The sequence below is a fragment of the Pseudooceanicola atlanticus genome (genome assembly GCF_000768315.1).
GTDB lineage: Bacteria > Pseudomonadota > Alphaproteobacteria > Rhodobacterales > Rhodobacteraceae > Pseudooceanicola > Pseudooceanicola atlanticus.
On record NZ_AQQX01000014.1, the window covers coordinates 15,120 to 41,069 of the forward strand.

At 61.6% G+C, this 25,950-nt stretch carries 24 protein-coding genes; 8 read left to right on the forward strand and 16 right to left on the reverse strand.

Going from position 1 to position 25,950, the window contains the following annotated elements; all coding sequences use genetic code 11:
• Positions 1 to 10: 10 nt before the first annotated feature.
• The 4 genes from mnmG to hemJ form a co-directional block, all read right to left on the reverse strand.
• Positions 11 to 1,888 (reverse strand): tRNA uridine-5-carboxymethylaminomethyl(34) synthesis enzyme MnmG, encoded by a 1,878-nt coding sequence (gene mnmG, locus ATO9_RS19520; protein WP_202902165.1) that lies wholly within the window; start codon positions 1,886 to 1,888, stop codon positions 11 to 13.
• A gap of 5 nt (positions 1,889 to 1,893) precedes the next feature.
• Positions 1,894 to 3,177, reverse strand: a complete 1,284-nt coding sequence (gene mnmE, locus ATO9_RS19525) for a tRNA uridine-5-carboxymethylaminomethyl(34) synthesis GTPase MnmE (RefSeq protein WP_043753378.1) — start codon at positions 3,175 to 3,177, stop codon at positions 1,894 to 1,896.
• A gap of 27 nt (positions 3,178 to 3,204) precedes the next feature.
• Positions 3,205 to 4,476 (reverse strand): transcription termination factor Rho, encoded by a 1,272-nt coding sequence (gene rho, locus ATO9_RS19530; RefSeq protein ID WP_043753380.1) that lies wholly within the window; start codon positions 4,474 to 4,476, stop codon positions 3,205 to 3,207.
• A gap of 118 nt (positions 4,477 to 4,594) precedes the next feature.
• Complete coding sequence (gene hemJ, locus ATO9_RS19535; protein WP_043753382.1) at positions 4,595 to 5,041, reverse strand: protoporphyrinogen oxidase HemJ; 447 nt, start codon at positions 5,039 to 5,041, stop codon at positions 4,595 to 4,597.
• Between the two features lie 421 nt (positions 5,042 to 5,462).
• Between hemJ and ATO9_RS19540 the strand changes: the two genes are divergently transcribed.
• Genes ATO9_RS19540 through dnaQ form a run of 4 tightly spaced genes read left to right on the forward strand, consistent with a single transcriptional unit; the run spans position 5,463 to position 8,170 of the window.
• Positions 5,463 to 6,059 (forward strand): Maf family protein, encoded by a 597-nt coding sequence (locus ATO9_RS19540; RefSeq protein ID WP_043753384.1) that lies wholly within the window; start codon positions 5,463 to 5,465, stop codon positions 6,057 to 6,059.
• Positions 6,056 to 6,895 carry a shikimate dehydrogenase gene (locus tag ATO9_RS19545; RefSeq protein WP_043753386.1) on the forward strand — a complete coding sequence of 280 codons (840 nt, stop codon included), beginning with the start codon at positions 6,056 to 6,058 and terminating at the stop codon, positions 6,893 to 6,895. Before ATO9_RS19540 ends, ATO9_RS19545 begins: the two co-directional genes overlap by 4 nt.
• On the forward strand, positions 6,892 to 7,485 hold the full coding sequence (gene coaE, locus ATO9_RS19550) for a dephospho-CoA kinase (protein WP_043753388.1): 594 nt from the start codon (positions 6,892 to 6,894) through the stop codon (positions 7,483 to 7,485). The genes ATO9_RS19545 and coaE overlap by 4 nt, the downstream gene beginning before the upstream one ends.
• The gene (dnaQ, locus tag ATO9_RS19555) at positions 7,478 to 8,170 is read left to right on the forward strand and encodes a DNA polymerase III subunit epsilon (protein ID WP_043753389.1); all 693 of its coding nucleotides are present in this window, start codon (positions 7,478 to 7,480) and stop codon (positions 8,168 to 8,170) included. The genes coaE and dnaQ overlap by 8 nt, the downstream gene beginning before the upstream one ends.
• Here dnaQ and secB read toward each other — a convergent pair.
• Together secB and ATO9_RS19565 are read right to left on the reverse strand one after the other, a co-directional pair.
• Entirely contained in the window at positions 8,161 to 8,652 is a 492-nt protein-coding gene (gene secB, locus ATO9_RS19560; protein WP_043753391.1) for a protein-export chaperone SecB, read from the reverse strand. The two genes, dnaQ and secB, sit on opposite strands and share 10 nt — an antisense overlap.
• Before the next feature lie 58 nt (positions 8,653 to 8,710).
• The gene (locus tag ATO9_RS19565) at positions 8,711 to 9,211 is read right to left on the reverse strand and encodes an FxsA family protein (protein WP_043753393.1); all 501 of its coding nucleotides are present in this window, start codon (positions 9,209 to 9,211) and stop codon (positions 8,711 to 8,713) included.
• A 102-nt stretch (positions 9,212 to 9,313) separates the two neighbouring features.
• On the opposite strand from ATO9_RS19565, the gene ATO9_RS19570 reads away from it, so the two are divergent.
• Genes ATO9_RS19570 through ATO9_RS19580 form a run of 3 tightly spaced genes read left to right on the forward strand, consistent with a single transcriptional unit; the run spans position 9,314 to position 11,585 of the window.
• Positions 9,314 to 9,976, forward strand: coding sequence for a Tim44/TimA family putative adaptor protein (locus ATO9_RS19570; RefSeq protein WP_043753395.1), 663 nt, complete (start codon positions 9,314 to 9,316; stop codon positions 9,974 to 9,976).
• A complete protein-coding gene (gene mltA / locus ATO9_RS19575) occupies positions 9,973 to 11,007 on the forward strand; it encodes a murein transglycosylase A (RefSeq protein WP_043753397.1) in 1,035 nt (344 codons plus the stop codon). Before ATO9_RS19570 ends, mltA begins: the two co-directional genes overlap by 4 nt.
• Positions 11,004 to 11,585: a Smr/MutS family protein gene (locus ATO9_RS19580; RefSeq protein ID WP_043753399.1), complete on the forward strand. Its 582-nt coding sequence runs from the start codon at positions 11,004 to 11,006 to the stop codon at positions 11,583 to 11,585. The genes mltA and ATO9_RS19580 overlap by 4 nt, the downstream gene beginning before the upstream one ends.
• 6 nt (positions 11,586 to 11,591) lie before the next feature.
• Here ATO9_RS19580 and hslU read toward each other — a convergent pair whose 3' ends face one another.
• Genes hslU through hslV form a run of 3 tightly spaced genes read right to left on the reverse strand, consistent with a single transcriptional unit; the run spans position 11,592 to position 14,522 of the window.
• Positions 11,592 to 12,899, reverse strand: coding sequence for an ATP-dependent protease ATPase subunit HslU (gene hslU / locus ATO9_RS19585; RefSeq protein WP_043753401.1), 1,308 nt, complete (start codon positions 12,897 to 12,899; stop codon positions 11,592 to 11,594).
• Entirely contained in the window at positions 12,896 to 13,972 is a 1,077-nt protein-coding gene (locus ATO9_RS19590; RefSeq protein WP_043753403.1) for a hypothetical protein, read from the reverse strand. Before ATO9_RS19590 ends, hslU begins: the two co-directional genes overlap by 4 nt.
• The gene (hslV, locus tag ATO9_RS19595) at positions 13,965 to 14,522 is read right to left on the reverse strand and encodes an ATP-dependent protease subunit HslV (protein ID WP_043753405.1); all 558 of its coding nucleotides are present in this window, start codon (positions 14,520 to 14,522) and stop codon (positions 13,965 to 13,967) included. Before hslV ends, ATO9_RS19590 begins: the two co-directional genes overlap by 8 nt.
• A 98-nt stretch (positions 14,523 to 14,620) precedes the next feature.
• Here hslV and ATO9_RS19600 point away from each other — a divergent pair, with 98 nt between their 5' ends.
• The gene (locus ATO9_RS19600; protein WP_043753407.1) at positions 14,621 to 15,520 is read left to right on the forward strand and encodes a hypothetical protein; all 900 of its coding nucleotides are present in this window, start codon (positions 14,621 to 14,623) and stop codon (positions 15,518 to 15,520) included.
• A gap of 50 nt (positions 15,521 to 15,570) precedes the next feature.
• Here ATO9_RS19600 and trxA read toward each other — a convergent pair whose 3' ends face one another.
• From trxA to ATO9_RS19635, 7 genes are read right to left on the reverse strand one after another with little or no spacing between them, the layout of a single operon-like run.
• Positions 15,571 to 15,891: a thioredoxin gene (gene trxA, locus ATO9_RS19605; protein ID WP_043753409.1), complete on the reverse strand. Its 321-nt coding sequence runs from the start codon at positions 15,889 to 15,891 to the stop codon at positions 15,571 to 15,573.
• 60 nt (positions 15,892 to 15,951) lie between these two features.
• Positions 15,952 to 19,314, reverse strand: a complete 3,363-nt coding sequence (gene addA, locus ATO9_RS19610) for a double-strand break repair helicase AddA (protein ID WP_043753411.1) — start codon at positions 19,312 to 19,314, stop codon at positions 15,952 to 15,954.
• The gene (gene addB, locus ATO9_RS19615; RefSeq protein WP_043753413.1) at positions 19,311 to 22,241 is read right to left on the reverse strand and encodes a double-strand break repair protein AddB; all 2,931 of its coding nucleotides are present in this window, start codon (positions 22,239 to 22,241) and stop codon (positions 19,311 to 19,313) included. Before addB ends, addA begins: the two co-directional genes overlap by 4 nt.
• A complete protein-coding gene (locus tag ATO9_RS19620; RefSeq protein WP_043753415.1) occupies positions 22,234 to 22,911 on the reverse strand; it encodes a nucleotidyltransferase family protein in 678 nt (225 codons plus the stop codon). The genes addB and ATO9_RS19620 overlap by 8 nt, the downstream gene beginning before the upstream one ends.
• Positions 22,908 to 23,903 carry an aminoglycoside phosphotransferase family protein gene (locus ATO9_RS19625; RefSeq protein WP_043753417.1) on the reverse strand — a complete coding sequence of 332 codons (996 nt, stop codon included), beginning with the start codon at positions 23,901 to 23,903 and terminating at the stop codon, positions 22,908 to 22,910. Before ATO9_RS19625 ends, ATO9_RS19620 begins: the two co-directional genes overlap by 4 nt.
• On the reverse strand, positions 23,896 to 24,369 hold the full coding sequence (gene tsaE / locus ATO9_RS19630) for a tRNA (adenosine(37)-N6)-threonylcarbamoyltransferase complex ATPase subunit type 1 TsaE (protein WP_043753419.1): 474 nt from the start codon (positions 24,367 to 24,369) through the stop codon (positions 23,896 to 23,898). The genes ATO9_RS19625 and tsaE overlap by 8 nt, the downstream gene beginning before the upstream one ends.
• 44 nt (positions 24,370 to 24,413) lie before the next feature.
• Positions 24,414 to 25,619 carry a PAS-domain containing protein gene (locus tag ATO9_RS19635; RefSeq protein ID WP_052418481.1) on the reverse strand — a complete coding sequence of 402 codons (1,206 nt, stop codon included), beginning with the start codon at positions 25,617 to 25,619 and terminating at the stop codon, positions 24,414 to 24,416.
• Positions 25,620 to 25,950 lie beyond the last annotated feature (331 nt).

Consider the following 25,950-nt stretch of genomic DNA (forward strand, 5'->3'; position numbering starts at 1 on the left):
CCCTCCCCACTCACGCCGATTTCTCGCGCATTTCTTTCCGAAGGCGTGCAAGCAGCAGGGTCAGCGCCACCGGGGTCATACCTTCGACCTTTGCTGCTTGAGCCAGGTTCGCCGGGCGCTGTCTGTTCAACTTGGCCTTCAGCTCGTTCGACAAACCGTCCAACCCATCGAAAGAGAAGTCCGCGGGGATCACGTGTGCTTCGTCCCGTTTAACCGCTTCGACATCCCGTTCTTGCCGCGCGATGTAATTCGCGTACAGCGCATCGCGCGACAGTTGGACCCGCGTATCTGGATCAATATCGGAGAGCCTGTCATCCAACGAAAGCACTGTATCAAAGGTCACATCCGGAAAGGACAACAGCTGGTACGGAGTCCGTCGCGCCCCATCATTGCTGATCTTGATGCCAAGCGATGCAACATCCTTCGGCGTAAAGTCCATCGATTCCATGAGATTCTTGCCAGCGGTCAAACGCTCCATCTTGTCCTCGAAACGTTCTTTCCGAATATCGCCGACAAACCCAGCCTCGATCCCTTTGGGTGTAAGACGCTGATCCGCATTGTCCGCGCGAAGGCTGAGCCGGAATTCCGCGCGGGACGTGAACATCCTGTAGGGTTCCGTGACACCGCGAGTGGTCAGATCATCGATCATCACGCCGATATAGGAGTCCGTCCGTCCGAAAGTGACAGGCGCCTTATCCAGCGCTTCGGCTGCGGCATTCAAGCCGGCGACCAAGCCTTGCGCAGCGGCCTCTTCATATCCAGTGGTGCCGTTGATCTGCCCTGCGAGGAATAGTCCGGGCACATCCTTGACCCCAAGGCGAAGATCGAGCGCACGGGGATCGACGTAATCGTATTCGATCGCATAGCCGGGCTGGATGATCTTGGCGTCCTCCAAGCCGTAGATCGACCGAACGTAATCCTCCTGCACATCCTCAGGCAGAGAGGTCGAGATGCCGTTGGGATAAACCGTCGGATCATCTGCCCCTTCGGGCTCCAGAAAGATCTGGTGCGAGGACTTCTCGCTGAAACGGACAACCTTGTCCTCGATGGATGGGCAATAGCGCGGCCCGACCCCATCGATGTGACCGCCATACATGGCCGAGCGTTCGAGGTTCGCACGAATGATCTCGTGCGTTTTCTCGTTGGTATGCGTGATACCACAGGACACTTGTGGTGCGGAAACCGAGCTGGACAGGAACGAGAACAGAACCGGCTCCTCATCACCAGGCTGCGATTCCAGCAAATACCATTTGATCGTTCGTCCATCGAGACGTGGAGGTGTACCTGTCTTCAATCGACCAAGAGGCAGACCGAAGGAATCGATCCGTTCCGCAAGCTTGACCGAAGGTTTGTCGCCCATGCGTCCCCCGGGACGGGAGACGTCGCCGATGTGAATGACACCGCGCAGGAACGTGCCGGTGGTCAGCACGACGGCGCGGGCATGAACCTCTGATCCGTCCGCAAGAACGATGCCCGCGACGCGTCCATCCTGCATGATCAGGTCCGTGGCTTCGCCTTCAACGATTTCTAGGTTCGGCGTATTTTCCATCTCGGCAAGCATCTGGGTACGATAGATCTTGCGATCTGCCTGGGCCCGCGGCCCTTGCACGGCCGGACCCTTGCGGCGGTTCAGCAGCCTGAATTGAATACCGGCCAGGTCAGCGATCCGACCCATCACGCCATCAAGTGCGTCGATCTCTCGGACGAGGTGACCTTTACCCAAACCGCCGATCGCGGGATTGCAGGACATCACGCCAATCCCTTCGCGTTTCAACGTGATCAGCGCAGTCCGGGCGCCCATGCGGGCAGAGGCCGCAGCCGCATCACAGCCTGCATGCCCACCACCAATTACGACCGTATCGAAATCAAAATGTTTCACGTGAAACATTCCCCTCACTTGCCGATGCAAAAGCTGGAGAAGATATCATCCAGCAGCATTTCCACATCCACGCGTCCTACCAGAGAATCGAGCGCGCGAATAGCGGTGCGCATTTCCTCTGCCGCGAACTCGGCGAATTCCGGACCGAGGTCCATCTTGTCTTGGGCATCGCCAAGATTCATCACCGCGCGCTCCATCGCGATACGGTGCCGTTCCCGTGTTGCGACGCCCGATTGCGCGATCCGTCCAGAGAGCCGTTCGGTGATGTCCGATACCAATTTCGAAACGCCAAACCCCGTCTTACCGGAAATCGTGTCGGGCCCCTCCCCTACCTCATCCGCTTTTGCTTGCAGAACGAGGTCGTCAGGAAGAGGTTCGAAATCCGGGCTGTCCCCTGGGTCAAGAAGGAAGACGCGAAGATCGGCCTGTTGCGCCCGCTCGCGTGCGCGTTGGACGCCGATTGCCTCGACCACATCTTCGGTTTCGCGGAGCCCAGCCGTATCCAGAATGGTCACGGGCAAGCCGCCAAGATCCATCCGCACCTCGATCACGTCCCGCGTCGTGCCAGCTATATCAGAGGTGATCGCGGCATCACGGCCAGCCAATGCGTTCAACAGTGTGGACTTACCGACATTCGGCACGCCGACGATCGCGACCTCGAACCCCGTACGGATGCGTTCCGCGAATCCGACATTTGCGATCTCTCGGGCCAGGCTATCGCGAACACGGTCCAATAGTTCGGTCACCTCGGGGGTCACGTCGACGGGCACTTCTTCGTCCGCGAAATCAATCGTGGCTTCGATCAGGGCTGCGGCACGGATCAGATCAGTTCGCCAGAGCTCTGCCCGATCACCAAGATCTCCGGACAGAACGCGCAGCGCTTGCCGCCTTTGGGCCTCTGTCTCCGCATCGATCAGATCGGCGAGGCCTTCAACCTGAGCAAGATCGAGACATCCGTTTTCGAGGGCACGCCGGGTGAATTCCCCCGCATCGGCCGCCCGCAGATCCTCCATCTGTGATAGAACGCGAAGCACCGCGCTGACCACAGCGGTGGACCCATGCAGATGAAGCTCTGCGACCTCTTCGCCCGTGAAGCTCGCCCCCTGCTCAAACATAAGAACGAGCGCCTGATCCAGAACCCCATCCGGCCCCTTCAGAACCTTCAGCGTGGCAACCCGCGGTTCGGGACGCGATCCGCACAAACGCTCGACCGCATGCCAGGACGACGGGCCCGACAAACGGATGATCGCGACGCCAGCTTTGCCGGGCGCCGTGGCTTGGGCGAAGATCGTGTCCATTAGCGCCCCCTCTCAAGGGCCCGGCAATTAGCCGTTCATCGACTCGAAGAATTCGGAGTTGGTCTTGGTCTGCTTCAGCTTCGAAATCAGGAATTCGATCGCATCCGTCGTACCCATCGGGTTGAGGATACGGCGCAGGACGAAGGTTTTCTGCAGGTCCACCTTGTCGACCAGCAGATCCTCTTTTCGCGTACCGGACTTGAGGATGTCCATCGCCGGGTAGACGCGCTTGTCCGCGATCTTGCGATCCAGGACGATTTCGCTGTTACCCGTGCCCTTGAATTCTTCGAAGATGACCTCGTCCATACGGGAGCCGGTGTCGATCAGCGCGGTCGCGATGATGGTCAGCGATCCGCCCTCTTCGATATTCCGCGCAGCACCAAAGAACCGCTTGGGCCGTTGCAGGGCGTTGGCGTCCACACCACCGGTCAGCACCTTACCCGAGGATGGCACCACAGTGTTGAAGGCACGACCAAGTCTTGTGATCGAGTCAAGAAGGATAACAACATCTCGCTTATGTTCGACAAGGCGCTTCGCTTTTTCGATCACCATTTCCGAAACGGCCACGTGACGCGTCGCAGGCTCGTCGAAGGTCGACGAGATCACCTCGCCCTTCACAGACCGCTGCATGTCCGTCACCTCTTCGGGGCGTTCGTCGATCAGGAGGACGATCAGGTAGCACTCCGGGTGGTTCGCCTCGATCGAGTGGGCGATGTTCTGCAGCAGGACCGTCTTACCGGTCCGCGGCGGTGCCACGATCAGCGACCGCTGCCCCTTCCCGATCGGCGCGACCAGGTCGATGATCCGGGCCGAGCGATCCTTGATCGTCGGATCCTCGATTTCCATCTTCAGGCGCTCGTCCGGATAAAGCGGCGTGAGGTTGTCGAAGGCGATCTTGTGGCGGGCCTTCTCGGGCTCTTCAAAGTTGATCTTGGTGACGGTGGTCAGGGCGAAATAACGCTCGCTCTCTTCCGGCGCCTTCATCAGCCCTTCGATCGTGTCCCCGGTGCGCAGCGAGTACTGGCGGATCATGTCCGGCGAAACATAGATGTCATCCGGGCCGGGCAGGTAGTTCGCCTCGGGCGAGCGAAGGAAGCCAAAGCCGTCCTGAAGCACTTCCAGCGATCCGTCGCCACCGATCTCCCAGCCTTCATCCGCGCGTTCGCGGAGAATCTGGAACATCATCTCGCCCTTGCGCATGGTCGAGGCGTTCTCGATCTCCAGCTCTTCTGCCATGTTCAGCAGGTCCTTGGGGCTTTTCGCCTTCAGGTCGGACAGATTCAGACGTTCGGTGGTCATGGAAAACTCCGGGAACCGGCCGCAAGCGGCGCACGGTCTATATATGGGGAATCGTTCCGCCCGGACGGACGGCTTGGCAGCGGTATCTAGGGATCCGATCCCGGCAAGTCAATCCAGCTCAGAATTTGACGACGACCGAAAGCACGATGATGACCATCAGAAGCGTCGGCAATTCGTTCATCATTCGGTAACGACGGCCTGTCACGGTGTTGGTGCCCTTCTCAAGGTCCTTGCGCCGCAACGCCAGCCAATGATGGAACCATGTCATCCCAAGCACACTTAACGCCTTGGTCCAGGGCCACACCCGCGACCAGTCGACGATCCCGGGGGTGAAGACCAGAAGCAGACCGAAGACCCAGGTGGCGATCATGGCGGGGTTCATGATCAGCTTGAGCAGTTTTTTCTGCATCATCTGGAACGTTTCGTCCATCTGCGCGTTATTCGCTTGTTCCACGTGATGTACGTAGAGCCTGGGAAGATAGAACAGACCTGCCATCCAGGCGATCACGGACATGATGTGAAACGCCTTGGTCCAGGGGTAGAGAGTGATCAGGATATCGGTCATCGCGCCTCGCTCTGCACTGCTCACTTATTCTTTAATAAAATATAAGAAAAGGTTGTTGTTTGATGTAGGGAGAGCGGTTCCAGTGGATTATTCACTTGCCCCTGCCCTTCTTCACATACCTGTCCCGCTTGTGGATGAACATGTGCAGGAAACGTGACCTGTTTTCACGCTGTTCGAATTTTCCTCTATTCTCCAGACAGTTGTAATCGACATAACCTGTTCATGAGGACTGGACGATTTCCGGGTCAGGTGCCGGGGTGAGACCTGTCATCCCCAGCGGAACACTTATCCCAGCCCCCAGCGGGATAGCGCGAAGAATGGGATGGGAGAACGGGGAGAAGTCGGGACGCTTGCAAGCCTTCACCGGTTTCTCCAGAAACGACCCTTAACAAATCCCTAACGTTCTACCGGACTTTTCCACATGCCCGATCTGATCCTTGCCTCCGGCTCCGCGATCCGCGCAGAGCTTTTGACGAATGCCGGGGTGCCCTTCACCACCGCCAAGGCCGCGGTCGATGAGGAGATGATAAAGCAATCCCTGATGGCAGAGGGCGTGCGCCCGCGCGATATTTCCGACGCTCTGGCCGAGGCCAAGGCGCAGCGCGTCGGGGGTAAGAATCCCGATGCCTTCGTTTTGGGATGCGACCAGGTTCTGGAACTGGAAGGCGATCTTCTGTCAAAGGCGGAGACGCGGGAAGACGCCGCTGCACAGCTGGCAAAGCTGTCGGGCAAGACGCACAAGCTCTATTCCGCGGCCGTCATCTATCACGAAGCACAGCCGATCTGGCGTTTCATCGGCGAGGCGCGACTGACCATGCGGGCGCTTTCAACAGATTATATCGACAGTTACCTCGACCTGACCTGGCCCGAGGTCAGCTATTCCGTCGGCGCCTACCAGATCGAACGTGAAGGTGTACGGTTGTTTTCGCGCATCGACGGCGATTACTTTTCCATCCTGGGTCTGCCCTTGCTGCCCCTGCTGTCCTATCTTGGCACGCATGGAGTAATCGCATCATGAGTACAGAGATTCCCCGTATCCCGCTTGCCGGCGTCGTTGGCGCTCCGGTCACCTATTCCAGGTCGCCGGTCCTGTTTCGCCACTGGCTGGATCAATACGATTTGCCGGGTCACTACGTTCCGCTGCACGTAGGCAATGATGATCTGGAAACCGTCCTTCGTACCCTGCCCAGGATGGGATTTGTCGGTGTGAATGTCACGATCCCGCATAAGGTCAGCGTGATGTCCCTGGCCCATATCGTGACGGACCGCGCAACCCTGATCGGGGCCGCCAACACGCTGATTTTCCGTGAAGATGGCACTATTCATGCCGACAATACCGATGGCTTCGGCTTTATCGAAAACCTGCGCCAATCCGTGCCGGACTGGACTGCATCTGCCGGGCCGGCGGTGGTTCTGGGCGCAGGTGGTGCGGCGCGCGCGGTGATCGCATCGCTCCTTGATGCGGGGGTGCCGCAGATCATCCTGTCGAACCGCAGCCGCTCCAAGGCCGATGCGCTGGCGGAGGAGTTCGGCAAGCGAATCCGCGTCGTCGAATGGGTCCAGGCTGCTGCCGTGCTGGCGGAAGGCGCGACCGTGGTGAACACCACATCGCTCGGTATGACGGGAAAGGAAGACATGCGGATCAACCTTGATGGTTTTCACAGCGGGCAATTGGTGACCGATATCGTCTACACTCCCCTGCGCACCGCGTTCCTTGATGCGGCCGAGGCTGCGGGCTGCCAGACCGTCGATGGTCTGGGCATGTTGCTGTACCAGGCGGTTCCCGGTTTCGAACGGTGGTTCGGCCAGAAACCCGTCGTGACCGAGGCGACCCGCCAGGCGGTGCTGGCATGAGCTGGTTGATCGGGCTGACCGGCTCCATCGGGATGGGAAAATCCACGACGGCCAAGATGTTCGCCGAAGAAGGCTGCGCCGTCTGGGATGCCGATGCCGCCGTTCACCGGCTTTATTCCGTGGGCGGCGCGGCCGTTGCCCCCATGCAGGCCGCGTTTCCGGCTGCGATCGTCGATGGCGCGGTGTCCCGCGATACCCTGAAGGCCGAGATCGCCAAGGACGGATCAGCGCTGCGTGTCATCGAAGGGATCGTACATCCCCTCGTTGCCGAAGATCGGCAGGGCTTTATCGCCGGCACCGACGCCGATATCGTCGTTCTGGACATCCCGCTTCTGTTCGAAGGCAGCGGTCACAAGATGGTCGATACGACCGTATGTGTTTCTGTTCCGCCTGAAATGCAGCGCGAACGCGTACTCGCACGCGGCACGATGACCGAAGACCAATTCGAGATGATCAAGGCTAAGCAGATGCCGGATGCCGAAAAACGCGCTCTGGCAGATCACGTGGTGATCACCGATACTCTGGACCATGCGCGCGACCAGGTCCGTGAAATTGTCACTGAAATCAGGAAAAAGCTAAAAAATGCGTGAGATCGTTCTCGATACGGAAACGACAGGCTTTGACCCGGAACAGGGCGACCGCATCGTCGAAATCGGCGCGGTGGAATTGTTGAACCACATGCCGACGGGCGAAACCTATCACGTCTACATCAACCCCGAACGCTCCATGCCGAACGAGGCGTTCGAGGTGCACGGGCTGGGCGATGAATTCCTGGCCGACAAACCGGTCTTCAAGGATATCGCGCAGGGATTCCTGGATTTCGTGCGCGATGACAAGCTGGTGATCCACAATGCCAGCTTTGACATGAAATTCCTGAACGCCGAACTTGGCTGGCTCAACCTGCGTCAACTGCCGTTCGATCAGGCGGTCGATACGCTGTTGATCGCGCGCAAACGCTTTCCCGGCTCGCCCGCGTCACTGGATGCCCTGTGTCGGCGGTTCGGCATCGATAACTCGTCGCGGACACTGCACGGCGCGTTGCTCGATAGTGAAATTCTCGCGGAAGTGTATCTGGAGCTGATCGGCGGTCGTCAGCCCGACTTTGCCCTGTCGACGCGGCAAACGCGCGATACCTCGGTCGAGGTGGAGGATTGGCGGCCCAAGCCGCGTCCGACCCCCCTGCCCTCGCGCCTGACAGAGGAAGAAGCCGCCGCCCATTCCGAATTCATCGGCAAGATGGGCGACAGCGCGCTTTGGAAGACCTATCAGGCCTGAGCTTGCTGGGCCGCGGCGCGGCGCTGCAGTTCCTGGCGGTACAGCTGAACGAAATCGATGTTTTCCAGGTTCAGCGGCGGGAAGCCACCATCGCGGGTTACATCGCTGACGATCCGGCGCACGAACGGGAACAGCATCCGCGGGCATTCGATCAGCAGGAACGGATGCAGCTGGTCATCGGACACGCCTTCGATGTGGAACAGGCCGGCATATTCCAGCTCCATGATGAACAGCGCGTCTTCGGTTTCCTTGGCAACCGACTTGACCGTGAGCTTCATCATCACTTCGTACTGGTTTTCCTGCTCGCGCTTCTTCGCGTCGAGCGCCACCTGCACCTTCACATCAGGCTGAACGGAACCGGTCCCGGGCTTTTGGGCCAGGATGTTCTCGAAGGACATGTCGCGCACATATTGCGACAAGACATTCAGTTTGACTTGCGGAGCAGCCTCGGTCGGTGCTGCGCCATTCTCGGTTTCGGCCATTCGTAATCTCCAAAGGAATATTGATCGGTATGGCGTCTATCAGGATGCGCTGCCGCTCTCAATGCTTCGTCCATCCCGAAGGATGATGCGTTGGCTTTTTCGGCGGTTCGACTTCCTGGTAGGTGCCGTCGATCACGTCGTCGGACGGGTGCGGTTGGGCGCCGCGCTGCGGACCGGCCCCGGTCCGCGTCGAGGTAGAAGAAAACGACTGAACCTTGACGTTCCGCCGCAACCACAGGAACGCCACACGCCGGAACGGCGGCGTCAGCAGGGCAAAACCGACCGCATCGGTGAAGAAACCCGGGGTCAGCAGAAGCGCGCCGGCGACAAGGATCATCGCGGCATCTGCCAGCGGCTCCGTCGGGTCGGACAATTCGGAAAAGGACCGGCGGATGTTGTTCATCGCCATCGCCCCCTGCGTCCGGACCAGCCAGGTGCCCAGCAGGGCGGTCGCCAGAACGATCAGCAAGGTCCAGCCAAGTCCGATCACGCCGCCGACCTGAATAAACAAGGCGATTTCAATCATCGGAACGGCCACGAAGGCCAACAGCAACCACATGTCATTCTCCCACGTCTGCGGTGCGGTAGACTTACCGCCACCCGTCACCTACATAAGAACGAACAGCCGCCGTTTCCATGGTCGGAAACCAAAGGGGAACTGATGAACTCGCCTATCCTTCAACTTCTGGTCCTAGCCGGAATTGCCGTATTCCTCATTCTTCGTCTCAGAAGCGTTCTGGGCACACGCGAGGGGTTCGAGAAACCTCGCTCCACGACGCCGGAGCCCGCAACACCCGATCGCCGCAATTCCTTCGAGGTGATCGAAGGCGGTCCGGACCCGGATATCGTTGATCACGTGCCCGAAGACAGCCCCGCCGCGGGTGCGCTGGCGCGGATGAAGCAACTTGAAACCAGCTTCAATGTCGGGGAATTCCTCAGCGGGGCGCGTGGCGCCTACGAGATGATCCTGATGGGCTTCGAAAAGGGTGACATGGCCGATATCAAGCCGTTCCTGTCCCCCGAAGTCTATGAAAGCTTTGCTTTTGTCGTGAACGATCGGGAGGCCAAGGGCCTGACCGTCCAGGCAGAATTCGTCGGGGTCAAGGAAATGTCCCTGGTCGATGCCGAACTGGATGACGCAACCCAGGAGGCCGAATTGACCGTTCGCTTCATGGGTCAGTTGACCTATTCCGTGCGCGATCGCGCGGGTGAAATCATCGAAGGCGATCAGAACGCGATCAAGACCCAAAGGGATGTCTGGACCTTTGCCCGCAAGCTGGGTTCCGACGATCCCAATTGGCAACTGGTCGCCACGGGCGAATGAAGGCGGCGCGGCTGGCAGCATTGCTGGCCGCCCTTACCCTGCCGGGTGCAGGGATGGCGTCGGATCTCACCTACAAGATTTTCGGTTTTGAGGATCTGGAGGGCTGGGAAGAAGACGATCACCAGGCCGCGCTCGATACCTTTCTCAACACCTGCCGTGATCTGAAAGCCCCCGATTGGGAGGCGATCTGCGCCGTTGCCGCGCAGCAGACCAATGCGCGCACCTTCTTCGAGTTGTTCTTCACCCCGGTGATGATCGAAAACGGCGAACCGGCGCTCTTCACCGGGTATTTCGAACCGGAATTGTCAGGGTCGCTGACGCCGACAGACCGCTTCCGCTATCCGCTTTATCGCTTGCCGCCCGAGGCGCGGAATGGCCGCTTTGTCAGCCGTCGTGATATCGAAACCACCGGAATTCTGAATGGCCGCGGATTGGAAATTGCCTGGGTCGACGACCCGGTAGAGCTGTTTTTCCTGCAAATCCAAGGCTCTGGGCGAATACGGCTTCAGGATGGGCGGGTGATGCGCGTGGGCTATGGCGGCAAGAACGGCCACGATTACCGCTCCATCGGGCAGGAACTTGTCCGCCGCGGTGTCTATAACAAGCACCAGGTGTCGGCCCAGGTCATCAAGAACTGGGTCCGGCGCAACCCGATCGACGGAGCGGAGCTGCTGCGGCACAACCCGTCTTTCGTCTTCTTCCGTATCGTGAACACTCTGTCAGCCGAGGAAGGGCCCGCGGGTGCAATGAACCGGTCGATCACTGCCGGGCGATCCATTGCCGTTGATCCGAAATTCACACCTCTTGGGGCGCCCGTCTGGATCGAAAAAGGCGGAAACGGCCCGATCAACCGGCTGATGATCGCACAGGATACGGGCTCTGCCATCAAGGGTCCGCAGCGGGCGGATATCTTCTTTGGCAGCGGCGATCAGGCTGGTCGAGAGGCGGGCCGCCTTCGCGATCCCGGTCGCCTTGTCGTGCTACTGCCGATCCAGCGCGCCTATGCCATGCTGCCAGAGGATAACCTATGAGCCGCAGGTTGAAGCCCGAGGAAATCGAACTGTGGAACAAGGTCGCCAGCACAGCCGAACGCTACCATCAGCCCCGCAAGATCGAGAGCCAGGAAAAGCGCCCTTCGCGCAAACCCGCCCCGAAGGCCGAGGTTGATCTGCCCCGGTTCAAGGTGGGCCAATCGGGCAACGGACAATCACAGGGCCACGATATTTTGCCGCCGGTCAGCGAACGCCTGCACAATGCGCCTGTCCGGATGGATCGCAAGACCCATACCAAGCTGAAGCGCGGCAAGGTAAAGCCAGAGGCCCGTATCGACCTGCACGGCATGACCATGGACCGTGCGCATCCTGCGTTGAACGGTTTCATCATGCGCTGCGCCTCCGAGGGCAAGCGGCTGGTTCTGGTCATCACCGGCAAAGGGAAGGACCGGGACGAGGGCGGGCCGATCCCGATACGGCGCGGTATCCTGCGTCACCAGGTGCCCCACTGGCTGAGCGTTCCGCCCCTGTCGCAGCTGATCCTGCAAATCACCCCCGCCCATGACAGGCATGGCGGCGGGGGTGCTTATTACGTGTATCTCAAGCGGTTACGCTAGGCGCGATCACAGCACGTAGCGGCTGAGATCGGCAGAGGCGGCGAGCTGTCCGATATTCTTCTCGACGAAATCCGCGTCGACCTTGATGGTTTCGCCGCTTTGGTCGGGGGCGTGGAATGACAGTTCCTCGAACACCCGCTCCATGATCGTGTAAAGCCGCCGTGCGCCGATATTCTCGACCGATGTGTTCACCTCTGCAGCGGTCTTGGCCAGGGCGGCGATGCCATCCTCGGTGAATTCGACATTCACGCCCTCAGTTTCCATCAGCGCGGTATATTGCCGTGTCAGCGCGTTGTCGGTTTCGGTGAGAATCGCAACGAAATCGGCCTCCGTCAGGGATTTCAGTTCTACCCGGATGGGCAGGCGACCCTGCAATTCCGGCAGCAGATCCGACGGTTTGGCGACGTGGAAGGCGCCGGAGGCGATAAAAAGTATGTGATCGGTTTTCACCGGACCGTACTTGGTCGACACGGTCGTGCCCTCGATCAACGGCAGCAGGTCACGCTGCACGCCTTCGCGGCTGACATCGGCGCCACGCGCATCTGACCGGGCACAGACCTTGTCGATCTCGTCCAAGAACACGATGCCGTTTTCCTCGACCGCGCTCAGCGCGGCGCGGTTCACGGTTTCATCGTCCAGCAGTTTGTCGGCCTCTTCGCCGATCAACAGCTCATAGCTCTCCGCGACGCGCATCTTGCGTTTCACGGTGCGGCCGCCGAACGCCTTACCGAAGATATCGCTGAGGTTCATCATCCCCATCTGGCTGCCCGGCTGGCCCGGGATGTCCATCATGCCCATGGGGTTGGAATTGTCGGCGACCTCCAGCTCGATCTCGGTATCGTCCAGTTCCCCGTTGCGAAGCTTCTTGCGGAACATTTCCCGCGTGCCTTCACGCGCATCCGAACCGGCAATCGCCTCGATCACGCGATCCTCGGCCATCTTGTGGGCCGAGGCCTTCACGTCCTCGCGCATGTATTCACGGGTCATGGCGATGGAACTGTCCATCAGGTCCCGCACGATCTGTTCGACATCGCGGCCGACATAGCCGACCTCGGTGAACTTCGTGGCCTCGACCTTGATGAAGGGCGCGCGGGCCAGCTTGGCCAGGCGGCGAGAGATTTCCGTTTTGCCGACACCGGTCGGCCCGATCATCAGGATGTTCTTGGGAAACACCTCGTCGCGCAGATCGTCGGCCAGCTGCCGACGCCGCCAGCGCGAGCGCAGCGCAACGGCTACGGCACGCTTGGCGTCCTTCTGTCCGATGATGAACCGGTCAAGCTCGGATACGATTTCGCGGGGGGTCAGATCGGTCATGTTGCGTCCATATAGGGAGGAAGTTTCGTTTTGCCCGGAAAGTCGGGCAGGGCGCGCAGGATCTTGCCACGGATCCGGGTCCAGAACGTGCCGAGATAGGTCACGAACAGCCCGAGGATCAGCAGGATCCACATCCACATCGTGCTGCCATCTGCGGTCTGGATCACCAGGCTCAGCAGAACGGCCATGTAGCCGATGCCGGCGGTCAGGAAACTGCGGCGGTCGATGATCAGCGCGAGAAAGGCGATCACCAGCAGCGACAGGGTCAGCAGCGTGTACCCGAGCGCCGATTGCATGTTGTAGAAGGTCATCGCGACCGTATTCACCAGCGCCGGAGCCGCCAGCAGATGCAGCCAGAAGGCGGATGCCGCCCTGCGCCCCAGCCGATGCGGATCGGACATGTCGAACCACATGCCGGCGATGAAGGCGACGATGCCGAAGATCAGCGTTCCAAGCGCCAGGTTGTACCCGGATCGCAGGTCGAACAGGTCGGTGAACTGGGCGCCAAGTGTGACGGGCACCAGCGATTTGGTCGCGATGGCGACAAATGCGATCCCCGTCAGGCCCAGCAGGAACATCGTGAAGGGCAGTCGGTAGACGCGATACCACAGCAGCAACGCCGCAGCAGTGATCCCGCACAGGATGAAGCCCCAGAAGGTCGATCCGGTCAGCGACGTATCAAATTGCCCCGTCAAATCCGCCGCCGCGCCGAACACACAGGAGGAATAGACCGTCACCAGCACGATGGAGGGCAGGGACATCCGCCGTTTCAGTGTGAAATACCGCGCCGCCAAGAAGATGATGACCGCGAACACGATCAGGATCAGGCCGGGGCGGTCCATCAGCAGGGCCAGCGGTAGCATGCCGCCGAACAGCAACCCGAGCCCGACCGAGATGAAGATCTCGGAAAAACCTCGAAACAGCTCGAACGGTTCATCATCGGCGGCCAGCGCGGCGCGCGTGCCGGCCCGCTCCTGTGCAAAGGTCAGGACACGGGCGGCCTGGTCTTCGTCCAAGGCGCCTGCGGCCACGGCGGCACGCAGATCGTCATGGGTGAAGGTGGTTTCACCCACCGATCTTCTCCACGGTCAGGTTGCCGTTGGTGAAGACGCAGATATCGGCGGCAATGGCCATGGCCTTTCGCGCGATATCCTCGGCGGCGAGATCGGTTTCCAGCAGGCCGCGCGCGGCCGCGAGGGCGTAATTTCCGCCCGATCCTATTGCCGCAACGTCATGCTCGGGTTCCAGCACGTCACCGGCGCCTGTGATGACCAGAAGGTCCTTGCCGTCACTGACGATCAGCATCGCTTCGAGCTTTTGCAGATACTTGTCTGTGCGCCAATCCTTGGCCAGCTCGACAGAGGCACGCTGCAACTGGCCCGGCGTCGCCTCCAGCTTGGCTTCGAGCCGTTCCAGCAGGGTGAAGGCGTCAGCGGTCGACCCGGCAAAGCCCGCAACCACGTCATAGCCGCCCGGCGACAGGCGTCGGACCTTGCGTGCCGTACCCTTCATGACGGTGTTGCCCATGGAAACCTGGCCATCACCGGCAATCACCACCTCACCGCCCTTGCGGACGCCAATGATCGTGGTGCCGTGCCAGCCGGGAAAATCGTTATCTGCCATCGGATACTCCTTACGCTGAGCGTCTATATGCGGTCCCATTGGCATGGCGACAACCCCAGTGGCTTGCCGCCGCCCAGACCCGGGGCTAGCGTCGCGCCATGTCGAACCGCGCAGCCTTCTACCTTGAACCGTCCCTGCTGAAGAGCGCCCGCGCGGGCGAACACAACTTCATCGCGCGTGTTGTGGGTGTGCTGGACCAGGCGGGATGGTCGGTGGATTTTCATCCCGAAGCCGAAGACGCGCTCGGGACGGATCGCGACGCACGCGCCCTGGTTCATATGGCTCCGCCTCCACCGGGCGGTCTGACCTTTCGCCGGGTCTATCAATATCCGTTCTGGCAGATCGAAACGACGGCAGAGCGGTGGCATTGGCACACCGCCAAATCCGTGTTTTCGCCTGAAACAGTGCCTGAACCCGAGGCAAACCGGTTCTTCATCTTCTGGCGCAAACGGATGTTTCCCGAGGCGGCGACACAGACCCAGAACGGCTTTGTCTACATCCCGTTGCAGGGAAAACTGACCAAGCGGCGATCTTTCCAGTCCTGCTCTCCGATCGAGATGATCGAACATGTCTTAGACCGCGCACCGGGCAAACGCATCGTCGCCGCGCTGCATCCGAAAGAGGATTATTCCAAGGCCGACCTGGAGGCGCTCGAAAAGCTCGAGGCCCGCTATCCCCTGTTGACCCTCACCACCGGCGGCATGGAACACCTGCTGCCCGACTGCGATTACGTGGTCACGATGAACTCAGCCGCTGGTTTCTTCGGCTACTTCTTCGAAAAGCCCTGCATTCTGTTCGGAGACATCGATTTTCACCACATCGCGCTAGGCGCAACACCCGGCGACCTGTCCGCTTTCGACAAGATCGAAAGCCATGCGCCCGACTATGCGCGGTACGTCTGGTGGTTCTGGCAGCACATGTCCATCAATGCCGGCCGGCCCGAGGCAGAGGACCAGATCCGCGACGCCCTGATCCGGGGTGGCTGGCCGCTGGAATGAAAAAGGGCGCCCCGATGGGACGCCCCTTTTCGAAACTTTTCCGATCCGGATCAGATGGATTCTTCGATCCAGGACTTCAGCGACGCTTTCGGCGCGGCACCGGCGCGGTTCGACACCACTTCGCCATCCTTGAAGATGAACAGCGCGGGGATGCCACGCACGCCCAGCTGCATCGGCGAATTCGGGTTCGAATCGACGTCGACTTTGGCAATTTTCACTTTGCCGCCAAACTCTTCGGCCAGTTCCTCGAGGGCCGGGCCAATCTGTTTACAGGGGCCGCACCATTCGGCCCAGAAGTCCACCACGACGGGGACATCGGAATTTTTCACTTCGGAATCAAAGGTATCGTCGGTCACGGCAACGGTGGTCATCGAGAGCTCTCCTGGCTGCTAGCGCGTTGGCCCTGAACGTAAGGTTGCCTCGGCAGAGGGTCAAGAAGTTGTAGTGTCCCGCAAAGCCGCAGTCACAACATCGTGCGGCAACATCATGAGTGTCGCCGTCCGTGTCCATAAAAGCGCCGTTTCCACGCGCCGATCCGGGTAGATTTGCGCCAGCGCCGCCGCATAGGCACCCATCTGACGCAGCAACCCGTCCGGCACCTGCAAGACACTTTCGGGGACAATCGCGTTGGTCTTGAAATCAACGGCCAGCACGCGATCCGGGGTCACGATCAGCCGGTCAATCGTACCGTGGATCCGGTCGCCGTCCAGATCGTCCAGGGTCGCGGTCAGCGACACCTCTTCCAGGGCTTCCGCGCCAAAAAGGTCGGAGAGATGCGGGGCGGTCAGTACCTTGTGCGCCTCGGCTGTTAACAGGGCGAGCTCTTCTCCGAACGCGCCATCGGGACCGTCCTCAAGGAGTTCCGCTGCGTGATCGGCCCAGCCATCCGGGTGGATCGAGGGCAGATGCTCCAGCAACAGGTGGACCTGCCGCCCGCGCCGCTTGGCGGCCTCCTCGTCCAGTCCGGCCTCACCGGGCAACGCCTTGGCCCCGCCCAGGTCGGATGGGCTGCGGGTTTCGGCGTCTGGATCGGGGCGCGGGGCGGAAAGGCTGGCCCATTCCGGCAATTCCGGGTCGTGGGTGGTGGTATCCGGCGCGAGTTCCATCGCGAGATCACTCCAGTCGCCGGTTTCCAGCCGCAATCCCGGCCCACCGGTGAAATCCTGGTCCCGCGCGCCCAGGCTGGCCATCGCGTCGCGCGTCCGATCGTACCAGGTATCGCCGTTGCTCCCCAGATCACCGGCGGCGGCAACGATCAGCCATTTCTCGGCCCGCGTCATCGCGACATATAACAGCCGGTCAGATTCCTCGCGTTGCTTTTCCAGCGCGGCCTCTCGCAGCTGCGTCAGGTAACGCGGTGCGCTGGTCTTGCTCACGTTCCACCAGGCGCGGCTCTGGTCGGACAGGATATCGCCGCGCAATTCCTCCTTCCGGTTCTGGGTTTCTGGCAGGAAGACAATCGGCGCCTCCAACCCCTTTGACCCATGCACGGTCATCACCCGGATCCGCGATCCGGCGCTTTCCATCTGGCGTTTCAGCTCCGGATCGTCACCTTGCAGCCAGACCAGGAACCCGGTGAGGCTGGGCACCTGCGATTGCTCATAGCTCAGCGCCTGGTCCAGCAGCGCGTCGATCCCGTCCTGCGCCTCTGTCCCGAGACGCGCCATAAGACGCTTGCGCCCGCCATGCCGGGTAAGCGTCCGTTCCAGCAATTCGTATGGCCTGAGGAATTCGGCATGGTCGCGCAGGTCGTGCAGGATCGCGCGGGTCCCTTCGTGATCGCTTCGCCCCTGCAAGGCCGGCCACAGGTTGGTGGAGGTCCGGCGATGCGCCAGGGCGAACAGCTCCTGTTCGGACCAGCCGAAGAGCGGCGATTTCAGAACGGCGGCAAGGCTCAGGTCATCCTCGGGCGTCGCGAGGAAGGACATCAGCGCCGTCAGATCCTTGACCGCCAGTTCCCCGCCAATGCGGAGCCGGTCCGCGCCCGCAATCGGCAGGTCACGTGCCTTGCAGGCCCGGATGATCTCGTGAAACAGGCGGCGTCGGCGGCGCACCAGGATCAGCACGTCACCGGGCTGAACGGGCCGCGCGCGTCCCGGACCGAGGGGCAGGGGCATCTCTTTCGCAACCATGTCCGCGATGGCCCCGGCAATGCGTTCGGCCAGAACCACATCGTGGTCCTGTTCGCCCGGCAGATCGACCGGATCGTCCCAGTCGCCATCGTCGGCATTGTCCGTCTTCTCGATATGCGGCCAGAGATCGACACGGCCGGGCAGGGCGTCCTGAAAGGCGATGTGTCTCTCTTCCGGCGAAAAACCTGACGCGTCACGCCCTTCGAACACCTTGTCGACCAGCGTCAGGATCGCGGGCGAGGACCGGAAGGAATGCGCCAGCGCCATCCTTTGCAGCGGTGTGCCAAGCGCGGTGAGGCGGTCGTCGAATTCGTCGCGCATCCGGTCGAACCCGCTGGGATCGGCACCCTGAAACGAATAGATCGACTGCTTCTTGTCCCCGACGACAAAGATCGTGCGCAGCTTGCCGTCCTGCGCGCCTTCCCCGCTGGTGAATTCCCGCGCCAGCGCCTGGATCACCTGCCATTGTACGGGGGACGTATCCTGCGCCTCGTCCACGAGGATATGGTCGATCCCGCCATCCAGCCGGTAAAGCACCCAGGCCGAGACGGAGCGATCCGTCAGCAAGTTGCGCGTCCGCAGGATCAGGTCGTCGAAATCCATCGCGCCGCGCAGCGTCTTGGCGCGCGCATATGCCGGAAGGAACAGCGCCGCGAAGTCGTAAAGCACCATCGTCCGGTCCAGCGCATCCAATGCCAACCGCCTGTCCCGCGCGGTTTCCACCCGACCCATCAGCGCATCGACCTCTGGCATGAGATCGCCAAGCGTCGCCTGCGTACCTTTCGTCGGAACCTTGCCTATCTTGGCCGAAAACGGCTCTTTCGCGCTGGCACCAGTCAGGAACACGTCTTCGAGGATAGCAAGGCTGGCCATGTCCGGACCGGTAATCGCCGACAGCTTGGCCGCCAGTTTCTGATCGGTTGTGCTTCCGCCAGCCGCCGCGGCGCGCAGGCGGTCCAGTATCTCCATCTCGCTGCCAAGGAAGACCTCTCTCAGCAATTGATCGGCGGTGTACCCTGCGGGTAGCCCCAACTGTCCCGCCAGGTCTTCGCGGCTTTGCGGCTGCGCGAATTGATCCGCGTGCCCGACGACAGAGGCGGTCAGCCCCTCCATCGTCTGGCCGGAATATTGCAATGCCATCCGCGCCAGAACGTCCCGCCCCGGTCCTTCGGCCAGCGTTTCGATCACCTGCGCGCGCAGAAGCGCGGCGTCACGATCCTCCATCTCGGTGAATTGCGGGCTCACACCGGCTTCCAGCGGGAACCGCCGCAGCAGCGCCGCACAGAAAGAGTGGATCGTCTGGATCTTCAGACCACCCGGCGTTTCGATGGCCCGGGCAAACAACGTGCGGGCATGGCGCAGCCGTTCGGACCCCACTGCGCCCTCGATCCCAAGGTCCGACAAGGCCTTTCGAAGGTCCGCATCCGGCAGCATCGCCCATTCGCCCAACCGTTTGAACAGGCGGTTCTGCATCTCGGTCGCGGCGGCCTTGGTATAGGTCAGGCACAGGATGTGCTGGGGCGACACGCCGTCCAGCAGCAACCGCGCCACGCGGTCCGTCAACACGCGGGTCTTGCCCGATCCGGCATTCGCGGCCAGCCAGGTTGATTTGTCGGGGCGGGCGGCATCGACCTGCCGCTGCGTGGCGTCGTCGCGGATCATGTCAGAATGCTCCGCTCGGCCAGGGCCGTGACATCCCATTCGCCAAAGCGGGCGAGGTGATCGTAATCCCCCTCCATGTCCGCTTTGAACATCGCCCTGCGGGACGTGTAGGGCTGATCAGCATCAAAATACTGCTGGATCAGGGTCGAAAATCGGGCCCAGACCTCATCGGCCGACAGGTCCTCCAGCGGGGCGTCGACCTCTTTCGTATTGGCGCCAAGCCCGATGAACGCGGCCCGCACCACGTGCCGGGGATCAAGGTCCTTGAACCCCGCCTGTTCGGCCATCGCGGCCTCAAGCAGCAATTGCAGGTCAAAGCTTTTCTGCTGGTTCGGCGTCGACATCGCGCCGGTCTTGTAATCGTAGATCAGCGCGTTCCCGTTGGCATCCAGGTCGATCCGGTCGGCCTTGGCGGTCAGGGTGAAATCGACCTCGTTGATACGTGCCTGGCCGGGGATCTCGAACCCGGCGGGCCGCCCCTGTTCGCGTCGCCGAAGTTCACCCTGCACGACGCCTTCGGCCGCGCGGGCCATGCGCGCCAGCCACATCAGCCGGGCCTCTGCCCAGGGCACGTGTTGGTCCAGCGTGGTGCGGGTCAGGTCGATCAATTCCTCCGTCGTCAGTCGCTCGGGCGCATCGAGGGCGGTCTTGATGAAGGTTTCCATCACCTCGTGGATCACGATGCCGCGCATCAGCGCATCGGGCGCCTTCATTAGCGGATCGAGGGGACGCAGCCGCAACACTTCCCGGGCGTAGATGGCGTAGGGGTCACGGATCAGCCGCTTGATCTGGGTGACGGACAATTGGCGCGGTCGGGCGATGACCGGCGGGCAGGGGGCAGGGCGGGGGGCAGGGGCGACTTGTTGCACCGCTTCCAGGCTGCGCACGAGCCCCAGCCAATGCTGCCCGCGTTTGCGCGCATCGCTCAACGCGGTCTTGCCCTTGGGCCCTAGCCCGTCGAGCAGGTTGGTCAGACGACTCAGCCAGCGGGAGGCGACGGTTTCCGCCTCCGACCCTCTCAGCGCGCGGGTCAGCCAGACCTCCGGCGCGCCGATTGCCTGTTGGAAGTCGTGGGCAGACAGGCCGATGCGCCGTTCCGGCAACAGCAACCCGACCTCGGCCCGCATCGCGCGATTCAGCCAGGGATCGGGGGTTGGCGCTTCTGGCCAGCTGCCTTCGATCAGCCCGCCAAGGATCACCACGTCGGCCCCCTGAACCCGCGCCTCCAACGTGCCCCAGATCAGGATTTGCGGATGCGGCGTGGCGCTGGACCGTACCTCTTCGCCCTGCAGGATCGCGGTTAGAAGGTTGGCGAAATCCTCCGGTCCCATCGTGCCCGCGACCTCCGCCGCATCGCGCAGCTTGTCCATGACAGAGCGCGCCTTCTGCCCCGCTTCGCTTTCCCAAAGCCGGCCGGATCCGTCGGTCTGGCTCCCTGCGGCCAGCCGTTCGGCGAGCTCGATCAGAAGATCCACATGTTCGGTCAGGGGTCGTTCCTGACCCGAATCCAGCCCGATCAGGGTCGAATTCACCCAATTGGCCCAGGCCGGGGCGATGTCATGGGTCTGCTTTTCAGCGAAGGACAGGATCGTTTCCGCATCCGGAAAGGGCGGCCCCTTGCGACGGACCCGCTGTTCCAGCGCGCGGGAGAGCAGAAGGTGATAGTTCCGCAATTCGCCGGAATGACAGATCGGGTGTTTCAGCAGGGCCAGAAGCGCCTCTGCCCCCATTTTCTGGTGAAACAGAGCCGCAATCTGCCGCAGGAACCGCCCGGGCGCGGACAGGTGCAAGGGTTCGCCTGCGGAATCGTCAGGCAGGATGCCCCAACGGTCCAGCGCGGCCGTGACCTGGCGGCTCAGCAACCGGTCGGGGGTGATCAGCGCGGCCTTCTGCCCGTCTTCCGCCGCCTTGCGCAGACGCATCGCGATGCTCAGCGCCTCTTCCCGTTGCGAGGGCGCCTCGACCAGGGTGACATTGGCCATTGCGTCGTCCAGATCGGTGATCTTGGGCCCTTCGGACAGCCATTGATCCGTCACCGGCGCGGGCCGCAGCGCAAGCGACACCAACCGGTTCCGCGCGCTGTTATGGTCCGACCCATGCCACTCACCGACATCGCGTTTTCGCAGATCCAGCGCGGTTGTCAGCTTGCGGAACCGGAATTGCGGGTGATCCTCGCCTGTCAGCATGTCATCCAGCTGGGTTTCCCAGACATGATCGGGCAGATCGAAATCGAAGCCCGGCAGAACCAGCGCTCCGTTGGGCAGCTTTGCGACCGCCTGCATCAGCAGGTTCGTCGCCCCGCGCGACCCGGTCGACCCGGCCAGGATGATCGGATGCTGCGGCGGAACCTCCTGCCACAGCTGCGCCAGGTATTCGGACACCATTCGCAACCTGGCGGACGGATCCGGGTGGGTCGACTGGTCCTCGACCTGCTGCACGATCGTCAGGAATTTCAACGCCCGCGCCCAGTGGTCGGAATGGGCACTGACATCGAGATTGGCGAGCGCATCAAAGGTCACCCCTTCGCCCTGCATCTCGTCAAAAAGCGTGGCGAGACTGTCGGCCAGATCATACAGCGCGGCACGAGGGGCGAGGTCCGGTTCCTTGTCGATCAGCGCGCGCACCAGTTGCACCAGCCCCAACCGCCGCCTGAGCGGAGAGGTCGGTGCCGGGATATTCCCAAGCGCAACGGTTTCCCCGAAATCCGTCACCAGCTGAATACGGGGCAGCAACCGGGGCGGCCCGGCATCAAACAGCGCCCGGATCCGGCGCGCCATCCGCCGGGTGTTCACGATCAGGACCGCCCGGCCAAGCGCCTCGGGCGGCAGGTCCTTGGTGCGATGCAACAGCCCGTTCACCAGTGTCGACGGAAAATCCGCCCCGGGAGGCACGCCAAAGACGCGGGGCTTGTCGCTCGGCTCAAACATGCCGGGCCAGCATCTCTTCGGCGAGGGTGATGCCCTCGGGATGGCCGACATCGCACCATTGACCGGGATAGGTCAGGATATGCAGCGTGCCGCGCTTAAGCATGTCGTTCCACAGCAGGTTGAGCGAGAAACTGTCCCCGGGAATATCGCGCAAGCCGTCGGTCCTGAGGATCTGGGCACCTGAAAAAATAAGGCCCGGCCCGCGCGACACCTTACTGCCGTCAGACACGAAATCCCCCTGTCCCTTGTGACCGATCGCCTGCGCGGGGGGGATACACAGCAGCAAAGCCTCCATCCCGTCGCGCCACGCGTCTTTCAGCATTGCCAACGGATTCGGGCCCGCCCAGACCGCATCGCTGTTCATGGTCCAGACCGGCCCGTCGCCCAGCAGCGGCAGCGCATTCCGTAAGCCGCCCCCGGTATCCAGAATGTCAGGCTCTTCCCGCAGGGTCTGAACACGTGTTGCCGCCAAGTGCTGTTCCAGCTGTTCGGGGCGGTAATGCAGGTTGGCCACGATGGGGCCCGGTACAACCGGATCCGCCAGTGCCAGGGCGTGATCGATAAGCGGTTTGCCCGCGACCTCGACCAACGGCTTGGGCCGATCCGCGGTAAGCGCGCCCATCCGCGTGCCAAAGCCCGCGGCAAACAGCATCAGCGCCTCGGGCGTCATCGCCGCAGCCTTTCCAGGATTTCCGGGGTCGGTGCGGGCAGGTCACCTTTGATCCGGGCCGCAATCCCGGCCAGCGCTGGATGATCGAGGTTGCGCATCAGATGATCCCAGACGCGCGGGATCAGGTCGACGTAATGGGCTTTGCGGTCACGCCGCGACAGGCGCGCGAAAACACCAAGGATCCTCAGGTTCCGCTGCGCACCGAGGACGTGAAAACTGCGTTCGAAAGCTGCGGCCTCCTGTCCCGTCTCCGCCGCATAATAGCGGATCATCGCATCGCGCGTATCGGCGGACACATCGCGCCGCGCATCCATGAGGAGAGAGACGAGGTCATAGGACCGATCCCCCAGCATCGCATCCTGAAAATCCAGTTGTCCGACCCGTGCGGCCCCGTCCCGGTCGGGCAGCCAGAGCAGGTTTTCGGCGTGGTAATCGCGCAGGATCGTGACCGAGCATTCGGCGTTTTCAGCCAGAACAGGCTCGAATTTGGCACCAAAGGCGGCTTTTGCCTCGGGGTCTGGACCAAGGCTTTCGGCAAGGTACCAATCATAGGCCAGCGTGCTGAGTTCGGTCATGCGGGAGGGATCATAGGCCTCCAGCCCGGCCATCGGCGCGGCGCGGTGCAGCTGGATCAGCGCGTCGGTCGCCGCGGCATAAAGCGGTTGTTCAAGCGTCTCGTCCCGCTCCAGTACGCGGGCGAACAGGTCGTCGCCCAGATCCTCAATCAGGAGGAACCCCGCCTCGGTATCCGCGGCTATGATCCGCGGGGCCGATAACCCGATCCCGGTCAGGTATTCCGCCACTGCGACAAAGGGCCGGACGTCCTCGCCCTTTTCCGGCGGTGCGTCCATCAACACGGCGCTGTCGCGGCCAAGGGTCAGCCGGTCATACCGCCGGTTGGAGGCATCGCCGGCCAGTTTCGCCCGCCGGGCCATCGCCCAGTCGGTGCCCGCCAGGAAAGCGTCGATCTGTTGGTCCCGCATGTCAGGCATTCTGCGTCTCCGGCAGGCGATCGCGCCAGGCAGTGTCCGGCCCGGTCGCGGTGATCTCTCGTGTTTCGTCATCGACCGTCACGAATTGCAGGCGCAGCGCGTCTGCGGGCACGAGCGACCCAAGCCGGTCGGGCCATTCGATCAGGCAGATCGCCGTTTCAAAGGTCTCGTCCAGCCCCAATTCGATCACCTCGTCCGGAGATGTCAGACGGTAGAGGTCGGCATGCCAAATCTCGGCTTTTTCGGTGTCATAGGTCTGCACCAAGGTGAAGGTGGGCGAGGGCACATCCTCTGCCCAGCCAAGCATCGACTGGATCAGGCAACGGGCGAAATGGGTCTTGCCGGCGCCCACCGGACCTTCCAGCAGGATCTGGTCCCCGGGTTGCAGGATTGCGCCGAAAGCCTGTGCAAGCTCACCGGTTTCTTCGGGCGAACGGGTCACGTAAAGGCGGCGCGTGTCGGTCATGGGCCGACATTACCCGTCTCGAATCCGCTCGCAAGCGGAAGCTGTCAGTTGGCGGATTGGAACGACATCAGGTGCGTCTGCGTCATCACCCGAAAATGCGCCAGCGTCGCGCCGCCCTGAAGCGGTTTGAACTGGCAATCCACGGGCCTTCCGTCCCGCATGAGGATCGTCGCGTTCCAATCCGTGCGTTCCTCGAAGCCGACGACGAAGTCGCGGAAGTCGCCCCAGATCGGGTTCGGCTCTGACAGATCCTGCCAGTGGCGCGACACGTCGCTGACACTCATGTCCAGCGCGCTGGCCTCTTCGTTGACCTTCCACAATTTGCGGTAGGCCGGGTTGGTATAGCTGAGCATTCCCTGGGGCGAGAAAACCGCGATCGCATCATCCAGGGTTTCCATCACAGCCTGCGACAGGTCCAGCTGTTCGCGGAACCGTCGGGTCAGCGTGACCTCGGCGCTGATGTCTTCAAAGAGGAAGGCAACGGCACCGTTTGGATGCGGCCGACCGGTGACGCGGTAGGTGTTGCCCGATGTCAGCGTCCAGGTCTCCTGATACCGGCCATCCTCGGCCTTGGCGATCAGATCGAGGATCTGATCCCGCCAGGAGGTGTAATTGCGCGGCTCCGGTAGGATCTTTTCGTCCCGCAGCTTGTCGAAGAAGGACAGAAAGCTTGGCCGCCCGGACAGGAATTCCGCGCTCAGCTCCGTCAAATCGATCAGGGCAGGGTTGAACAATGCCAGCTGCCGGTTCCGGTCGAATATGGCCAGCCCGATCGACAATTGTGCGAAGGTTTTGGTTAAAGTTTGCACGAAAGTCCGCTGGGCCGCTTCGGCCTGAACGACGGCAGTGACATCCGTGGCATGGAATATGCAATGCCCGCCGTTTTGATCTTCTGAAACGTCGAACCATTGATCCTGGTCCTGGTCGGGGCGTTTTAATCGACACCGATGCTGTTCGCGATCCGCCAGGTTCTGCGATCTGTCATTCAGGTCGAGAATGGGCCGGCCATCCGCGCGGGCCCCGCCGACCGCCGATTCCAGCTGCTGATAAGCGCGGTTCGACCAGGCAACGCGCCCGTCCGCATCGGTCATCCAAACGGGGTAAGGCGCGCTGTCGACCGCCCTTGCCAGCGTCTTCGTCTGATCCTTGCGATAGAGAGCGGCATGCGCTTCTCCGGCATTTTCCGACCGACGATCGTTGATCCTGACAGTCAAAACCGCGCCCTGCCGGATGACATCCAGCGTGGCCACGTCGGTGGCGTCCTGCGCAACGAAACTATGCGTACGCCCTGCATCAAGGGCGGTAAGGTTCTGGGGCAGCTTGGAAAACCGAAAGGCAAGGAAAGGGCGCAGGCCAGTTGGCGTGCCATCCCAGTCCTGGCTATCAAGAAGATTTCGCAAAGCGGGGTCGGCTTCTGAAATGCGGCCACGCGATACCCGGAGAAGCGCGGTCTTTTTCGAACGGGTCAGATCGCGTTGCTTATGTCGAACGCTCACTGCCAGGAAAAGGATGAACATTGCAGCCGTAGCTGTAGCGATACTCACCACCACAATCAGACTGATATCGAAGACCCCAAGCGTC

What these genes read in the sequence shown, in the direction of transcription:
- mnmG (WP_202902165.1), bottom strand. Translation starts at nt 1,888, where the DNA reads ATGTTTCACGTGAAACATTTTGATTTCGATACGGTCGTAATTGGTGGT.
- mnmE (WP_043753378.1), bottom strand. Translation starts at nt 3,177, where the DNA reads ATGGACACGATCTTCGCCCAAGCCACGGCGCCCGGCAAAGCTGGCGTC.
- rho (WP_043753380.1), bottom strand. Translation starts at nt 4,476, where the DNA reads ATGACCACCGAACGTCTGAATCTGTCCGACCTGAAGGCGAAAAGCCCC.
- hemJ (WP_043753382.1), bottom strand. Translation starts at nt 5,041, where the DNA reads ATGACCGATATCCTGATCACTCTCTACCCCTGGACCAAGGCGTTTCAC.
- ATO9_RS19540 (WP_043753384.1), top strand. Translation starts at nt 5,463, where the DNA reads ATGCCCGATCTGATCCTTGCCTCCGGCTCCGCGATCCGCGCAGAGCTT.
- ATO9_RS19545 (WP_043753386.1), top strand. Translation starts at nt 6,056, where the DNA reads ATGAGTACAGAGATTCCCCGTATCCCGCTTGCCGGCGTCGTTGGCGCT.
- coaE (WP_043753388.1), top strand. Translation starts at nt 6,892, where the DNA reads ATGAGCTGGTTGATCGGGCTGACCGGCTCCATCGGGATGGGAAAATCC.
- dnaQ (WP_043753389.1), top strand. Translation starts at nt 7,478, where the DNA reads ATGCGTGAGATCGTTCTCGATACGGAAACGACAGGCTTTGACCCGGAA.
- secB (WP_043753391.1), bottom strand. Translation starts at nt 8,652, where the DNA reads ATGGCCGAAACCGAGAATGGCGCAGCACCGACCGAGGCTGCTCCGCAA.
- ATO9_RS19565 (WP_043753393.1), bottom strand. Translation starts at nt 9,211, where the DNA reads ATGTGGTTGCTGTTGGCCTTCGTGGCCGTTCCGATGATTGAAATCGCC.
- ATO9_RS19570 (WP_043753395.1), top strand. Translation starts at nt 9,314, where the DNA reads ATGAACTCGCCTATCCTTCAACTTCTGGTCCTAGCCGGAATTGCCGTA.
- mltA (WP_043753397.1), top strand. Translation starts at nt 9,973, where the DNA reads ATGAAGGCGGCGCGGCTGGCAGCATTGCTGGCCGCCCTTACCCTGCCG.
- ATO9_RS19580 (WP_043753399.1), top strand. Translation starts at nt 11,004, where the DNA reads ATGAGCCGCAGGTTGAAGCCCGAGGAAATCGAACTGTGGAACAAGGTC.
- hslU (WP_043753401.1), bottom strand. Translation starts at nt 12,899, where the DNA reads ATGACCGATCTGACCCCCCGCGAAATCGTATCCGAGCTTGACCGGTTC.
- hslV (WP_043753405.1), bottom strand. Translation starts at nt 14,522, where the DNA reads ATGGCAGATAACGATTTTCCCGGCTGGCACGGCACCACGATCATTGGC.
- ATO9_RS19600 (WP_043753407.1), top strand. Translation starts at nt 14,621, where the DNA reads ATGTCGAACCGCGCAGCCTTCTACCTTGAACCGTCCCTGCTGAAGAGC.
- trxA (WP_043753409.1), bottom strand. Translation starts at nt 15,891, where the DNA reads ATGACCACCGTTGCCGTGACCGACGATACCTTTGATTCCGAAGTGAAA.
- addA (WP_043753411.1), bottom strand. Translation starts at nt 19,314, where the DNA reads ATGATCCGCGACGACGCCACGCAGCGGCAGGTCGATGCCGCCCGCCCC.
- addB (WP_043753413.1), bottom strand. Translation starts at nt 22,241, where the DNA reads ATGTTTGAGCCGAGCGACAAGCCCCGCGTCTTTGGCGTGCCTCCCGGG.
- ATO9_RS19620 (WP_043753415.1), bottom strand. Translation starts at nt 22,911, where the DNA reads ATGACGCCCGAGGCGCTGATGCTGTTTGCCGCGGGCTTTGGCACGCGG.
- ATO9_RS19625 (WP_043753417.1), bottom strand. Translation starts at nt 23,903, where the DNA reads ATGCCTGACATGCGGGACCAACAGATCGACGCTTTCCTGGCGGGCACC.
- tsaE (WP_043753419.1), bottom strand. Translation starts at nt 24,369, where the DNA reads ATGACCGACACGCGCCGCCTTTACGTGACCCGTTCGCCCGAAGAAACC.